The organism is Desulfobacteraceae bacterium, from assembly GCA_022340425.1.
GTDB lineage: Bacteria > Desulfobacterota > Desulfobacteria > Desulfobacterales > JAABRJ01 > JAABRJ01.
Window position 1 is genome coordinate 1 of record JAJDNY010000022.1, and the last position, 14,895, is coordinate 14,895.

15 protein-coding genes and 1 pseudogene are annotated in these 14,895 nt (G+C 63.1%); all 16 read left to right on the forward strand.

Going from position 1 to position 14,895, the window contains the following annotated elements:
• A partial coding sequence (locus LJE63_02380; protein ID MCG6905446.1) for a hypothetical protein occupies positions 1–377 on the forward strand: 377 nt, incomplete at its 5' end.
• Positions 378–468: 91 nt separating this feature from the next.
• A complete protein-coding gene (locus LJE63_02385; protein MCG6905447.1) occupies positions 469–1,560 on the forward strand; it encodes an amidohydrolase family protein in 1,092 nt (363 codons plus the stop codon).
• 415 nt (positions 1,561–1,975) lie between these two features.
• Entirely contained in the window at positions 1,976–5,656 is a 3,681-nt protein-coding gene (locus tag LJE63_02390) for an AsmA family protein (protein MCG6905448.1), read from the forward strand.
• A 92-nt stretch (positions 5,657–5,748) separates the two neighbouring features.
• Positions 5,749–6,990, forward strand: coding sequence for a hypothetical protein (locus LJE63_02395; GenBank protein MCG6905449.1), 1,242 nt, complete (start codon positions 5,749–5,751; stop codon positions 6,988–6,990).
• Positions 6,991–7,017: 27 nt separating this feature from the next.
• Positions 7,018–8,523: a F0F1 ATP synthase subunit beta gene (gene atpD, locus LJE63_02400; protein ID MCG6905450.1), complete on the forward strand. Its 1,506-nt coding sequence runs from the start codon at positions 7,018–7,020 to the stop codon at positions 8,521–8,523.
• Entirely contained in the window at positions 8,513–8,902 is a 390-nt protein-coding gene (locus LJE63_02405; protein ID MCG6905451.1) for a F0F1 ATP synthase subunit epsilon, read from the forward strand. Before atpD ends, LJE63_02405 begins: the two co-directional genes overlap by 11 nt.
• A complete protein-coding gene (locus tag LJE63_02410) occupies positions 8,895–9,233 on the forward strand; it encodes an AtpZ/AtpI family protein (GenBank protein ID MCG6905452.1) in 339 nt (112 codons plus the stop codon). The genes LJE63_02405 and LJE63_02410 overlap by 8 nt, the downstream gene beginning before the upstream one ends.
• A complete protein-coding gene (locus LJE63_02415; GenBank protein ID MCG6905453.1) occupies positions 9,223–9,540 on the forward strand; it encodes an ATP synthase subunit I in 318 nt (105 codons plus the stop codon). The genes LJE63_02410 and LJE63_02415 overlap by 11 nt, the downstream gene beginning before the upstream one ends.
• Positions 9,530–10,225 (forward strand): F0F1 ATP synthase subunit A, encoded by a 696-nt coding sequence (locus tag LJE63_02420; GenBank protein MCG6905454.1) that lies wholly within the window; start codon positions 9,530–9,532, stop codon positions 10,223–10,225. The genes LJE63_02415 and LJE63_02420 overlap by 11 nt, the downstream gene beginning before the upstream one ends.
• 31 nt (positions 10,226–10,256) lie before the next feature.
• Entirely contained in the window at positions 10,257–10,538 is a 282-nt protein-coding gene (locus LJE63_02425) for a F0F1 ATP synthase subunit C (GenBank protein MCG6905455.1), read from the forward strand.
• Positions 10,539–10,542: 4 nt separating this feature from the next.
• Positions 10,543–11,379 (forward strand): F0F1 ATP synthase subunit delta, encoded by an 837-nt coding sequence (locus LJE63_02430; protein MCG6905456.1) that lies wholly within the window; start codon positions 10,543–10,545, stop codon positions 11,377–11,379.
• Positions 11,380–11,416: 37 nt separating this feature from the next.
• Positions 11,417–12,937 carry an alternate F1F0 ATPase, F1 subunit alpha gene (locus LJE63_02435; protein MCG6905457.1) on the forward strand — a complete coding sequence of 507 codons (1,521 nt, stop codon included), beginning with the start codon at positions 11,417–11,419 and terminating at the stop codon, positions 12,935–12,937.
• On the forward strand, positions 12,937–13,830 hold the full coding sequence (locus LJE63_02440) for a F0F1 ATP synthase subunit gamma (GenBank protein MCG6905458.1): 894 nt from the start codon (positions 12,937–12,939) through the stop codon (positions 13,828–13,830). Before LJE63_02435 ends, LJE63_02440 begins: the two co-directional genes overlap by 1 nt.
• Before the next feature lie 30 nt (positions 13,831–13,860).
• Positions 13,861–14,004, forward strand: a pseudogene (locus LJE63_02445) (ChaB family protein).
• 171 nt (positions 14,005–14,175) lie between these two features.
• Positions 14,176–14,424, forward strand: a complete 249-nt coding sequence (locus LJE63_02450; protein ID MCG6905459.1) for a hypothetical protein — start codon at positions 14,176–14,178, stop codon at positions 14,422–14,424.
• Positions 14,425–14,478: 54 nt separating this feature from the next.
• Positions 14,479–14,697 (forward strand): hypothetical protein, encoded by a 219-nt coding sequence (locus tag LJE63_02455; GenBank protein ID MCG6905460.1) that lies wholly within the window; start codon positions 14,479–14,481, stop codon positions 14,695–14,697.
• Positions 14,698–14,895: the final 198 nt, after the last annotated feature.

Consider the following 14,895-nt stretch of genomic DNA (forward strand, 5'->3'; position numbering starts at 1 on the left):
GTAAAAAGATGCTTGAAAACGAGGAGTTCGGCCAGGATTTCATCCGGCCGCTGAAATCCCAGGGGGTGCGCGAGATCGCCAATTCGGTCATGACCATCCGGGTGAAGTTCACCGCCAAGCCCGGCAGTCATTTTCTCATCCGCCGCGAGGCCTACCGCCTGATCACCGCGGCCTTGAATGCCAAGGGAATTCATTACGCCCACCGCAAGGTCATCGTGGACTTGCCGGAAACCCTCTCCGACAAGGCGGCCCAGGATCCCGAAGCCCTCCAGAAGCTGGCGCAATCGGCCGGAGCGGCCGCCATGCGGCGCTTGGAAGAGGAGCAGAAGGCCGCCGGGGCTTCCAAAAAAGCCAAGGATGACGAAATTCTGGGCTGACCCCGGCCTATCGCCGCGCGCGGAGTGACGAACCAAACCGCCGCGCCGCCCAAAAAACAAGTACCCGATTTCTCGCGGAGGTTGCCGCCAAATGAGATATTTCAAAACGATCGTCTTGTCCTGCATTCTTTTCGCTGATGGCCTGCCCCCCGGCGCGGTTGTGGCCGATGACAGGCTTAAAGACCGGCATGTCATCGACTGGCACGCCCATGTGGCCGGCCTCGGCTACGGTGATTCGGGCGCATTCATCAGCGACGGGATGCGCCGTAATTTCCGGTTCCGTTTTTTCATGCGCTGGATGGGGGTCACCGAAGAGGAACTCAAGGCCGAGGGCGATGGGCTCGTGGTTCGAAGACTCAGCGAAAAGATCGCCCGCTCGCGCTACGTCGATCAGGCGGTCGTGTTGGCCTTTGACGGCATCGTCGACAAAACCAGCGGCGTGTTGGACAAGGAGAATACCCAGTTTTACGTACCCAATGACTTTGTCCAGCGCGAAGCGGCCAAATACCCCAACCTGCTCTTCGGGGCCAGCATCAACCCTTACCGGCGCAACAGCCTCGCCCTGCTGGAAGAGGTGGCCGCCCAGGGGGCGGTGCTGGTGAAATGGATCCCGTCGATCATGCACATCGACCCCGCGGATGAGGCCATCGTTCCCTTCTATCGAAAAATGGCGGCGCTGGGCCTCCCCTTGCTCAGCCACGCGGGGCAGGAAAAATCCTTCGCCCACGCCCACGACGAATATTCGGATCCCATGCGGCTCACCCTGCCCCTGCAGCACGGGGTGACCGTGATCGCGGCGCACATCGCAACCACCGGGGAATCCGAGGGGCAGGATAATTTCGAACGGATCCTGCCGATGTTTGCAGTCTGGCCGAACCTGTATACGGACATCTCCAGCCTCACCCAGATCAACAAACTGGGGTACCTGGCCAAGGCCTTGGAGGTGCCGGGACTCACCGCGCGCATGCTCTACGGCACCGACTGGCCGCTGCAGTACTTCCCGCTGGTCTCCCCCTGGTTTCACGTCAACCACATCGGGCTGCGCACCGCCTACCGGGTGTCGCGGATCGACAACGAGTGGGACCGGGATGTGGAAATCAAGCAGGCCTTCGGGGTGCCCGAGGTCGTGTTCACCCGCACCCTGGGCATCTTGGCCGACCAAGAGCCGGCATCGTCGAAGTGACCGGCAGTGGTTCGGTCAAAAAACTCACCGCTAATCTCGCAGGTATGGGTTTTTTCGAAGACCACCGCCGGATATCAATCGCTTGTTGCGGCCGGCGTTTTATTTCCCATCGTCCCGGGCGAGCATCGCAGCAGCCGGCGATAAAGGCCCTGTGGCTGTCTGAGCGCCAGCGAGTTCCACAGGGCCCGCCGGCTGCGAGAAGCGCTGGGCAGCCCGAAGGGCATCGGGGCGCGGGCGGTTTCTTTTGGTTCGTTCTCTTTTCCGCAAAAGAAAATGAACAAAGGAAAAGGGGAGTCGTGAATCTCGACCTATCCCCGAGGTGCCCGTAAAGGCTCCTGTTTGACAAGCACCGCAGCACGGCGCCGTAAAATGCTTTTTGCGGGATCGTCAATCTTGATTGACCGCTAAAAAACCCATGCGTCCAGCCAAACTCATCTCGGCGTTTATCCTGGGCTTGCTGCTGTTGGCCGCGGCGGCCTTTGCGGCGCTGCTTTTCGTGGACCCGACGCTGTTCCGCGGCCAGTTGGAAGCCGGTGCCAGCGCGGCCTTCGGCCGGGGGGTGCGCTTCGTCGGGCCGATCCGGCTGGAGCGCTCGCTTAAGCCCCGGATCGTCGTCAACCAGATGACCATCGACAATCTCCCCTGGGCCTCGGCGGCACATCTGGCCGTGGCAGACGAGGTCGCCGTTCAGGTGGCCCTCTGGCCGCTGCTCTCCGGTGAGTTGCGGATTCTGGATGTCCGGTTTTCAGGGGTCACGGTTTTCCTCGAAGAGGGACCCGAGGGAGTCAACAACTTCACCTTCGGCGCCTCCGGCGGCGGTCAGGAACCCGGTACCCTGCCCGCCCTGGAGCGGTTGCTGATCCAGGATGCCGTCATCACCCACCGGTCGGCCGGCGCCCTCCTCGGCCGCTACGAGATCGAGACGGCGCGGCTCTGGAACATTCCCGGCGAGCCCGAGCGGATCGAGGCCGAAGGCCGGGTCAGGGGGGTTCCCTGCCGCATCGCGCTGGTCGCCGACGGCCCGGCCGAGCTGTCTAGCCCCCAAGCCCCGTGGTCGGTGCGGCTGGAGATGCAGGCGCCGGATCTCTCGCTGACAGCCGCCGGGCGCGTGGCGCACGCCTTCGCCTGGAACGATTTCGAATTCGGCCTCGCGCTCAGCGGGGATCGGATCGATTCCCTCGGGCAACTCTTCGAGGTGGAATTTCCCGCCACGGGTCCTTTCGAGCTGTCGGCGACGGTGACCGGCGACCAGGGGCGTTACCGGATAACCGAGATTCTGGCCCATGTTCAGGGGCTTTCAGGCCTGGAGGAAATCACGATTGAGAGCGGAACCGCTTCGGCCGGGCGGGAGGAACCCCTGGAGGCCGCCTTGCAGGGCAGGCTCGGCGACGCCCCGCTGGCGTTGACCTTTTTTTCGGAGCGGTTTCCCCACCGAATCTCCACGGCGGACCCCTGGCCCCTGGCCGGCCGCCTGCAACTGGCGGACGCCGAGCTCGATTTTGGCGGCACTCTGGCCCCGGCCGCGGATGGCTCCCGGCTGGCGTTGGAGGCCCTGCTCCAGGGGGAGGAGCTCGACACCATCACCCGCCATTTCGGCGGGGCGCCAACCCAGGTCGGCCCCTATCGGCTGGCCTTGAACGCCCTTATCGCGGCGGGGGATGTGAGCCTCAGCGATCTGGAGGGGGAGATCGGCGGCCGCAAACCCCTGCAGAGGATTCGGATCGTGGGTGGCACCCTCTCGGTCCATCAAGGGGATGTGGTTGCCGGGGAGATCGCCGCCGAGCGCGACGGGGTTCCCCTGGCGTTGTCCTTTCAAGGCGGCCCCCAAAAGGCCGTAGACGGCGACACGTCGGACTGGCCGCTTAAACTGAGTGCATCGGCGGCCGGCGTGGCGCTGACCGCCGAGGGGGCGCTCGTCACCACGCCCCAAGGCCGCAGCGGCCTGAACCTCACCGCAAGGCTCACCGGCAACCGTCTCGATGGCCTGGGCAAGCTGCTGGGGGTATCGCTGCCGCCCCGCTCGCCCTTGGATCTGAGCGCCCGGGTGACCAGCGGCGACGGGGTCCACGAGCTGCGGGATCTGGCGCTGCGGCTGGGGCCCAACCGGCTGACCGGCGCCCTGCGCTGGGACGGCAGCGCACCGCGGGCCATGCTGACAGGCCGGCTCTCCTCGGAGCGCCTTTCGCTGGGGGCGCTGGGGGATGCAGCCGCCACGGCCCCCGCCCGGGATAGGCCGACCCGCCTGTCGGACACCCCCGTCAGGCTCGACTGGCTGGAATTTTTCGACGCCCGCCTGGAACTGGCGGTCAGCACCGTGGCCGACAGCCCCATACCGGTCGAAAATCTGAACGTCACCCTGGCAGTGGCGGGCGACGCCCTGGACGCCGCGTTCCGCGGCCGCCTGGCCGACTCCGACCTGGAGGGGCAGTTGGCGGTGACGGCAACCGGCGCCACGCCCAGCGTTCGGCTGCAGGCCGCCACCGGGCGCATCGATGCCGGGCAGGCGCTGCGGCAGCTGAAACTGCCCGAGGTCGTCGCCGGCAGTGCGGACAGAGTTCGTTTCGAGGGCCGCAGCGCGGGGCGCACACTGGGTGCGCTGCGCGAAGCGGCGGAGATCAGTGTCAAAATGTCACCGGCCAGGGTGACCTATTCCGGCAAGTTGATGTCCGAACCGCTGACGCTGGTCGTGGCGAATGCCGAGGTGAGCGTCAAGGCGGGGCACCCGGTTTCGGCTACCGTGGCCGGGACCTTGAACCAGGCGCCCTTCCATGCGGCCCTCGGCACCGGGACCCTCGCCGAACTTTTCCAAAAGGACGACCCGCTCCCCGTGCGGGCCACGATTCAGGCCGCGGATCTGGAGCTGGAGGTCGAAGGCACCGTGGCCCGGCCCTTCCGGCGGCAGGCGTTTGACCTTGCCCACGAGCTGGCGGGAAAGGATATTCAGGAACTTGATGCGCTGCTGGGCCTTGCGCTGCCTCTGCAGGGGGCATTCCAGGCCGCCGGCCGGGTTTCCGGGCGCGGCAAGCGGTTCACCCATGAAGGGCAGCTGCGCGTCGGAAAGAGCGACCTCCAGGTGGACCTGACCGTTTTGGAGGCGCCCGCGCGCCCCGAAGTTTCGGGTCGCATCCAGGCCGGGACGCTCCATTTGAGCGACCTGACGCCTCCGGAGGGGGGCGCGGGCAAGAAGCCGGCAGCGGACCCCTCGCGGGTCATCCCGGAGGTCCATTTCCCCACCGACTTTTTTGATTCGGTGGACCTGGATCTTGCGCTCGCGGCGGAGCGCATCGTCACCGAGGCCGGGGCGCACGCCGGTCTGGCCTCCACGCTGGGGCTGCGAAACGGCCGATTGCGCTTCTCTCCTGTGGTTACCGGTGCTGCCGGTGAACGGGTCGAGGGCCAGCTCGAGATCGATGTTGCGGCCACCCCGCCTGCGGTCACGTTGCGGCTGGACGCCCAGGGGCTGGACCTTCGGCTGTTGCAGCCCCAAACGCGGAATTCGGACCTGGTCACCGGACGCCTGGATCTGCATGCCGGTCTCGCCGGCAGCGGCGCCACGCTGCGCAGCCTGCTGGGCAATGCCGTCGGCCGCCTCACCCTGATTGCGGGAGAGGGCCGGATCACAGGCCGCGGCCTGGACCTCTGGGCGGCGGACCTCGTCCCGACGATGCTCTCGCCCCGCTGGCAGCGGGAAAACGTGACTGAAATGAATTGCACCGTTGCGCACGTCGAATTGAAATCGGGGCTGGTCGAGCTGGAGGATTTCATCCTGGACACCCGGCGCATCACGGTGGCCGGCAGCGGGGTGCTGAAACTGGAAACGGAAGGGCTGGATCTGTTGCTGGCGCCGCGTCCCAAGCGGCCGAGTCTGGTCAGCCTGGCCAAGCCGGTGGCCATCAGGGGCACCCTGGCCACGCCCCGGGTATTGGTTGCACCCCTCCCCAGCCGGCGCCGGCTCCTGCGCACGGGGCTGCTGGCCGGCCTGGTCAATCCGCTCTTCCTGCTGAGCGCTTTCAGCGACCTGGGCACCGGAGGGGGCAATCCCTGTGCGGCGGCCACCGCCCGCGCTTATCAAGCGGCCGGCATCGAACCGCCTTGAAAGTGGCGGCTATAGTGCGCCGGGCAAACGAAAAGACAAGCGAGAAAGCAAAGGCTCAGAAGATCTCGGGCCCGCTTTGGGGGAATGCATCGATGAAAAAACTGCTCTTCGTCGTGCTCATGTTATCTTTAACCGGTTGCTATTCCTTCGGCAGGGGAGTCGCCTCCAGGGTGATCGAAAACCTGGAAAAGGAAGACACCCGGCAATGTGAAATCCGCGGCAGCCAGTTCAACAGCATCGCCTCCTATCTGGACAAGGGGGAAGTCGTCAAGGTTCTGGTGGTGCACGGCATCGGCACCCATCGCCCCGGACACTCCGCCATCATCAGCGAGAATATCGCGCGCTCCCTGGGGCTGCACAATTTTTCGAAGCCCAAAGACGTTGCTATCATGAACCCCGGGAATCCGGCGCAAAGGCTGGCGAATCTGCGCATCATCACCATGCGCAACCCCGAGGGATCCCAAAAGCTCGTCTTCTACGAGCTGACCTGGTCGGAGATCACCGCGGAGCGTAAGCGGGTGTTGGATTTTGACACCTCCGGTGAATTCGCGCATCGCAGGGCCTCGTTCAACAATGCCATGAAGGCCTTCCTCAACGATGTCGGCCCGGATCCGATGATTTATGTCACCGACCCGGAGAACCTCATCCTGACGGCCACCCAACAGGCCATCTGCTGGATGCTGGCCGGCGGCGAAGGGGAGGAGATTAACGACACGCAGCGCAGCGTCTGCAGCGTTTCGTCGCTGGCCCGGCTGAGCAGTCTGGAAAAGTACAATATTGTCTTTATCACCCACAGTCTGGGAAGCCGCATCATCATGGACGCGCTGGGGGAGATCGTCGAAACGCTGGGTGACGATCAAATTGTGTCCGGCCACCCCGCCCTGGTTTCCAAAATGCAGGCAAAAGAGATGACCGTCTTTATGCTCTCCAACCAGATGCCGCTGTTGCAAATCGGTCTGCCGGCCCCCAAGGTTGCCGGCCAGATCGGCAGCTATTGCCGGGAAGGCGGCCGAAATTTTGCCAGGCGGGCGTTCAAAAAACTGGATATCGTGGCCTTCACCGACCCCAACGATCTTTTGAGCTATTCCATCACCCAGGATTTCGTCGATCATTACCTGGATTCCAGAATGTGCCCCGTGGTCACCAATATCTACATCAATGTCGCCGAGAGGCTGACGGCTTTCGGCGTCGATGTGGTCAACCCGATTGCCGCCCATGGCAATTACGATTCGGATGAGAGGGTGATCCAACTCATTTCCCACGGTAACACCGATTTCGATCAAAATGAGTTCCTCGCCGACCGCTGCCGCATGATCAGCATTGAAAATCCGTAGCGGTCTTATCAACCATGGGGACCCGACATGCACAACAAGGCCGATAGGTCAAATCTCGGCACGGTCGTTTCGGTGCGCGGCAGTGTCGTGGATATGCGCTTTGAAGCGCATTTGCCGCCGATTTACTCGTTGCTGCACGCCAAGGAAGGGGAAATTGCCATCGAGGTTTTGGCGCAACTCGACGCGCAGTGCGTGCGCGGGATCGCGCTGACCCCGACCCAGGGGCTTGCTCGCGGCATGGCGGTGAAAGACACCGGCGGGCCTTTGAAGACGCCGGTCGGCAAGGGAATTTTAGCCCGGATGTTCGACGTCTTCGGCAACGCCATCGACCGCCAGGCTGCGCCGACGGATGTTGCGTGGCGCTCTGTTCATCACGACCCGCCGGCGTTGGCGCGCCGTTCCACCAAGTCCGAGATCTTCGAGACGGGCATCAAGGTCATCGATGTGCTTCTGCCGCTGGAGCGCGGCGGCAAAGCGGGCCTGTTCGGCGGGGCGGGCGTGGGCAAGACGGTGCTGCTCACCGAAATGATCCACAACATGATCGGGTACCACGAAGGTGTCAGCATTTTTTGCGGTATTGGCGAACGGTGTCGCGAGGGCGAGGAGCTTTACCGTGAGATGAAGGCAGCCGGGGTATTGCCCAACATGGTGATGGTCTTCGGCCAGATGAACGAACCGCCGGGCAGCCGGTTTCGCGTGGGCCACGCCGCGCTGACCATGGCCGAGTATTTCCGGGACGACGAGCACCGCGATGTGTTGCTCCTGATGGACAATATTTTCCGGTTCATTCAAGCCGGCTCGGAGGTCTCCGGCCTGATGGGGCAGATGCCGTCGCGTCTGGGCTACCAGCCCACCATGGGCACCGAGTTGTCGCGGCTGGAGGAGCGCATTGCCAACACCGACACCGGCGCCATCACCTCGATCCAGGCGGTGTACGTGCCGGCGGACGATTTCACCGATCCGGCGGCGGTGCACACCTTCTCACATCTTTCCGCGTCGATCGTGCTCTCGCGCAAGCGGGCCAGCGAAGGTCTTTACCCGGCCATCGACCCGCTGCAATCCAGTTCCAAGATGGCCACGCCGGGCATCGTCGGGGAGCGGCATTACGGCCTGGCCCAGGAAATTCGGCGCACGCTCGCGCAATACGCGCAGCTCAAGGATATCATCGCCATGCTCGGCCTTGAGCAGCTTTCGTCGGAGGACCGTAACGTGGTCGCCCGCGCCAGACGGCTGGAGCGTTTTCTCACCCAGTCCTTTTTCACGACCGAGCAGTTCACCGGCCTGGAGGGAAAACTCGTCAGCCTCGAAGACGCGCTGGACGGTTGTGAGCGAATCCTGCAGGATGAATTCAAAGACTACCCGGAAAGCGCCCTCTACATGATCGGGGCCGTAGACGACGTGATCCGGAAGGCCAAACCCGGCACGCCTGGAGCTGAAACCAAAGCGGAGCCCAAAACCGAGGCCGGGGAAGAACCGGAGCCCGCGCCGGAACCGGAGGTCGCTCGTGCAGCAGCCGACACGCATGAATCTTAAGATTCTCCTGCCGTTTGGGGTCTTTGCCGAAAAAAGCCGCGTTGCGCGCATCGTTGCCGAGACCCGCAAGGGCGCCTTCGGACTCCTGCCCCACCGGCTGGACTGCGTCGCGGCGCTCGCGCCCGGGATTCTCACCTACGAAGACAACGCCGAGGGCGAGGCATACGTGGCCATCGATGAGGGGGTGCTGGTCAAAACCGGTTTGAATGTGTTGGTCTCGGTGCGCAACGCCATCGGCGGAACGGATCTCAGCCGGCTGCGCGCGGCGGTGGAGCGGGAGTTTCTGAACGTAAATGAACGGGAGCGGGACGTTCGTTTGGCGATGGCCAAAATGGAGAGCGGTTTTTTGCGCCGTTTGGCGGAGTTTCAGCATGAGTGAAAAACCGGAAAACAAGCGTGCAAAAGACCGAAGCACGTTAAGTCGGGAGGTCGGCGCCAAGGCGGCGCGCAAACTCCGTGCACAACGTCACGTCAAGCGAACCGTCTGGTTCGGATTCGGCATGATGGGGCTGATCGGCTGGTCGGTTGCCATTCCGACGCTGCTCGGTGCGGCGCTGGGCATCTGGCTGGACAATCGCTATCCAGGAAGCCGCTCCTGGACCCTGGCGCTGCTGGTTGCCGGCCTGGTGGTCGGCTGTTGGAACGCCTGGCATTGGGTGTCCAAGGAAGACAAGGCCATGCGGGAGGAGCAGGAGGAAAATGATGAATGAAATGCTCAAGTTGGTCGCGGCTTTGGCCTCGGGCCTTTTGCTCGGGGCTATTTTCTTCGGCGGCCTGTGGTGGACGGTTCGCAAGGGCGTTACGTCCAAACTGCCGGCCTTTTGGTTTTGCGGCAGCCTGTTGCTGCGAACCGGCATGGTCCTGGCCGGCTTCTACTTTGTCACCGGCGGTCATTGGCAGCGGCTGCTGGCGTGTCTCCTGGGATTTGTGATCGCACGGCGCATCGTGACGCGGCTGAGCGGTTCGCCGGGCAAAGGCCTCAAAGCCTCGGCAAAGGAGGCCGGCCATGCGGCTTAGCCCCGACGAGATCGTCTTCTGGCAATACGGGTTTCTCAAACTCAACGCCACCATTGTGTTCACCTGGGGATTGATGTTCGTGCTGGCCGTGGGGTCGAAATGGGTAACACGCAAACTTGCCACGGGTCACGAACGCTCTCGCTGGCAAAACCTTCTGGAAATGGTGGTCTTGGGCATCGAGAAACAAATCGAGGAGGTCGGCCTGAGTCAGCCTCGGAAATATCTCGGCTTTCTGGGCACGCTCTTCCTGTTGGTCGCCGCGGCCAGCCTCGGTACCGTCATTCCCGGCTACGAATCCCCGACCGGCTCGCTCTCGACTACGACGGCTCTTGCGCTGTGCGTGTTTGTGGCCGTGCCGTTCTTCGGGATCGCGGAGCAAGGCCTGGGCGGCTACCTCAATTCCTATATGAAGCCGACGGTTATCATGCTGCCGTTTAACATCATCAGCGAAGTTTCACGCACACTGGCCCTGGCCGTTCGGTTGTTCGGCAACATGATGAGCGGGGCGATGATTGTCGGCATCCTGCTCACGATTGCGCCCTTCATTTTCCCGATCATCATGACGGCTATCGGTCTGCTCACCGGCATGGTGCAGGCTTACATCTTCTTTATCCTGGCCACGGTTTACACCGCGGCCGCCACGCGCGTCCGCAAGAACAGGCCTGAACCCGATGCAGAACACTGAAATGTGAAAACCGATCAAAAAAGGAGACACTATGGATAGCATGACGATTATCGCGGTGATATCCATTGCCACTGCCGGCATCACCATGGCGTTTGGCACGATGGGCCCGGCGCTGGGGGAGGGCAAGGCGGTCTCGACTGCCCTCAGTTCACTGGCCCAGCAGCCCGATGCCTCCGCCACCATCACCCGGACCTTGTTCGTGGGGTTGGCAATGATCGAATCCACGGCCATCTACTGCTTCGTGGTCACGATGATTCTCATCTTCGCCAACCCGTTCTGGAAACACGTCATCGCCCAAGCCACAGGGAACTAACCCGATGCTAATCGATTGGTTCACCATCGTTGCGCAGGTGCTCAATTTCCTCATTCTGGTGTGGTTGATGAAGCGCTTTTTGTACAAGCCCATCCTTCATGCCATCGACGAGCGGGAGAAGCGGATCGCGGCGGAGCTGGCGGAGGCCCGGGCGCAAAAGGCCGAAGCCCGAAAGGAGCGCGATGCGTTCAAACAAAAAAACGAGGCTTTCGACCGGCAGCGCAGCGCCCTTTTGAGCAAAGCGACGGACGAGGCCCAGGCCGAACGCCGGCGGCTCCTCGACGAAGCGCGGCAGGCGGCCGACGCCTGGCGTGCCAAGCGCCAGGAAACGCTGATAAACGATGCCCATAACCTGAATCAATCCATCACCCGTCGGGCCCGCCAGGAAGTGTTCGCCATTGCCCGCAAGGCACTGACGGATCTGGCCGCGACAAGTCTGGAAGAGCGTCTGGGTGAGGTGTTCACCCGCCGCTTGCGAGAGTTGGACAGCCAGGCAAAAGCGAACCTTGCCGAGGCCCTTGAAAACGCCGCCGCGCCCGTCCTTGTGCGCAGCGCCTTTGATCTGCCCGCGGCGCAACGCACGGCGATCCAAACTGCCCTCAACGAAACCTTCGCGGCTGAAATCCCCGTCCGGTTCAAGACCGCGCCGGAGGTGATCAGCGGCATCGAGCTCACCACCAATGGCCAAAAGGTGGCATGGAGCATTGCGGATTACCTGGCGTCACTGGAAAAGGGCGTCGCTGAGCTTCTGACATCCAAGGACACGCCCGAGGCCAAAGCAGCGCCTGAATCCGAGGCACCTGGACCCGCGACCCAAGGAGCCGGTGAAGATGGAACCTGAGTGTCTTCAGGAGGTTTTCGACGGCCTATTTGCCGAAATAAGCCGGGTGCGGGAAGCGTTCACGCCGCGCCTCGCGCCACGGGAGGTGGGCACCATCACCAGCGTCGCCACCGGCATCGCCAAGGTGGCGGGGCTTCCCGGCGTGGGCTTTGATGAATTGGTGACCTTTCCCGGCGAGGTGCCCGGTATTGCCTTCAACGTGGATGCGGATGAAATCGGGGTCGTGCTGCTGGGCGAATACTGGCATCTGCACACCGGCGACGAAGTCCAGCGGACGGGCCGGGTCATGGACGTGGCCGTGGGCGACGGATTGCTGGGGCGCGTCATCGACCCGATCGGCCGGCCGCTGGATGGCAGCGGGCCGGTGGTCGCAAGCCGGCGTCTGCCCGTCGAGCGCCCCGCCGCGGCCATCATGGATCGCGCACCCGTCACTGCGCCGCTCCAGACCGGCCTCAAAGTCATCGATGCCCTCATTCCCGTTGGGCGCGGCCAGCGCGAACTGATTCTCGGCGACCGCCAGACGGGCAAGACCGCCATTGCCATCGACACCATCCTGAATCAGCGCGGCAAGGACGTCCTGTGTGTCTATTGCGCCATCGGTCAGCGCGCGGCCGGCGTCGCCAAGACCGTGGCCACCCTGCGGGAAAAGGGCGCGATGGCTTACACCGTCATAGTCGTGACCGAGGGCAACGATCCGCCGGGGCTCGCCTACATCGCTCCCTACGCCGCCACCAGCATCGCGGAGGCTTTCATGGAGGCCGGCCGGGATGTCTTGATCGTTTACGACGATCTGACCCATCACGCGCGCTCCTACCGCGAGCTGTCTCTGTTGCTGCGCCGTCCGCCCGGTCGCGAAGCCTTTCCCGGTGATATTTTCTACATCCACTCTCGTCTGCTGGAGCGGGCGACGCACCTGCGCCCGGAACTCGGCGGCGGTTCGCTCACCGCGCTGCCCATCATCGAAACCGAAGCGCAAAATATTTCCGCCTATATCCCGACCAACCTGATCTCCATTACCGATGGGCAGATCTACCTTTCGCCGTCACTGTTCGAGCTGGGCGTGCTGCCGGCGGTGGATGTCGGCAAATCCGTTTCGCGCGTCGGCGGCAAGGCGCAGCGCGCAGCGTACCGCGCGGTGGCCGGCGACCTCAAGCTGGCCTACGCACAGTTTGAGGAACTCGAAACCTTTTCCCGGTTCGGCGCCCGCCTGGATGAAAACACCCGCAAAATCATCGACCATGGGAGGCGAATCCGCGCCTGCCTGAAGCAGCCGGAATCCGCCCCGGCCTCCCTGCCCGCCCAAATCACCGTGCTGCTGGCGCTGACCGCGGACCTCTTCGACGACGTGCCGCTGGACCGGATGACGGCCGCCGAGCAGGCCGTGCGCAAGGCGGCGGCGCAGATCCCGGCAAATATCCGTGAGCGATTGGACACTGCCGACCAGTTGAGCGATGAGGACCGCGAAACGATAATCAAAATCGCCCGCCAAGCCCTCGAAGCGTTCGCGCCCGAAGCGAGCCCCATATCTGAGCCGGAACCGAAACACCCGGAGGCGTGATGAGCGACACCACCGCGAGCCTGCGCCGCAAGATCAACAGCGCCGGAGATCTGCAATCCGTCGTGCGTACCATGAAGGCTGTGGCCGCCTCGAGTGTCGGGCAATACGAGAAATCGGTGGCCGCCTTGGCGGACTACTATCGCACGGTGGAACTGGGCTTGGGCGTATGCTTCCGGCAAAGCGGTCGGCTGCCCTTGGTCGCAGAACAGAAGAGGTTAACAGCTGCAGGTGCGATCGGCGCGGTGGTGTTCGGATCGGACCAGGGCCTGGTGGGCCAGTTCAATGATGTGGTGGCCGATTATGCGGTCAAGGCGCTGGCGGCCCTGCCGGCAGTTTCAGAGGTCTGGGCCGTCGGTGAGCGGGTTCATGCGCGCCTTGCGGACGCGGGGCTGCACCTGATGGGACGCTTCAGCGTGCCGAACTCCGTCAAGGCCATCATCCCGCTCATCGGGGAGGTTCTCCTGGAAAGCGAGGCGCGTCGCAGCCGGGGGGAAATCAGCGAATTGTACCTCTTTTACAACCGCCCGGCGTCCGGGTCGGTTTACATGCCCGTCGGTCAACGGCTGCTGCCGATGGACGAAAACTGGCGACGCAAGCTGGCCGAGCTTCCCTGGCCGACGAAAAACCTGCCCGAGGTTATAGGGGGCGGCAGCGCGATTCTTGGGGCGCTCATTCGTGAATATCTCTTCGTCTCGCTCTTCCGGGCGTGCGCCGAATCCCTCGCGAGCGAGAACGCGAGCCGCCTGGCGGCGATGCAACGCGCCGACAAAAACATCGATGAACTGCTGGAGAACCTCAACGGGACATTCCATCGTTTGCGCCAGAGCGGCATCGACGAGGAACTCTTCGACGTCATTTCCGGCTTCGAAGCGCTGAGTGCAGAGGAGAAATGACGCCAAGTGGCATAACCGCAGGCCCCGGCGGTTTTCAAAAGTGCTTGGGACCAGTATGAAGATGTTAAGGACAGGCAGGGCGATGCCTCACGCGAAGAGGTCGCCCACAAGGTTGCCTGGGCAGCGGTAAAGCAAAACTACAAAAAGGAAGGAGATAAATGCAACCGCAAATAATTCCTGTTCGCATATCGGATCTGCAGGGAGGGTAGCATGCAGCCCTGGTCCCATTCCGTTGAGAAGGTTCTGGGCTTTTTGAAGGTTGAAAGCGGGGCGGGGCTGAGCCTGCTGGCGGCCAAGCTGGTGGTCAAGCCCTAAAACCGGCGCTTCCCCTTCGGCTACTACCACCTGGAGCCGCTGGTGCTGAGCGTGAACGGCTTCATGGTGCTGGTGATCTGCGTCTACGCCCCGATCAACGGCCTGGAGGGCATCCGCGCCGGCGGCCATAAAGTGGACCCCAAGGGCGTGATCTGGTTCAGCATTTTCAGCGGCGCGGTTTGCCGGGTAGTGTGGGTCTACGAACGGCGCGCCCTCGAGCTGCCTCTCGAGGACGTTTGGCTGTCCATCTGTTTGACCGGCGACTCGCGCTGGGTTTAACCTCGGCGCCCGCTGCGCCGCCAATTAAAACCTATAAAAAAAGGAACCAAGAAAATGAAACTGATGAGAGTTCTGACTGTTGTACTTCTGCTGATGTGCTCCGGGGCCATGTTTGGATGCGGCGGCGGCGGCGCCGATGTGAAACAAATGACGACCACCACGACCCTCGGCCAGGAGTTGCAGGATTTGGACGATGCCTACAAGAAGGGCCTGTTGAGCGAAGAGGAGTACAAAAAATCCCGGAAAAACCTGATGGAGAAATACGACGATTAGTCCGGGCCCCAGCGCAGGTGATTTCGACGTAAGTGGGTCGTGGTGAAGAAAGCGGCACCCAGGTTCAAACCGGGGTGTCGCCCGCTTCGCCGCAGTGCCGGGAGGCATCGCCCCCCCGTCGCAGCTCCGGAGCCGCTCGAAGAAGCTGCGGGCGCGCCCGGCGTTGGTTTCGGCCGCAAAGGTTGACCCTCCCCCGGC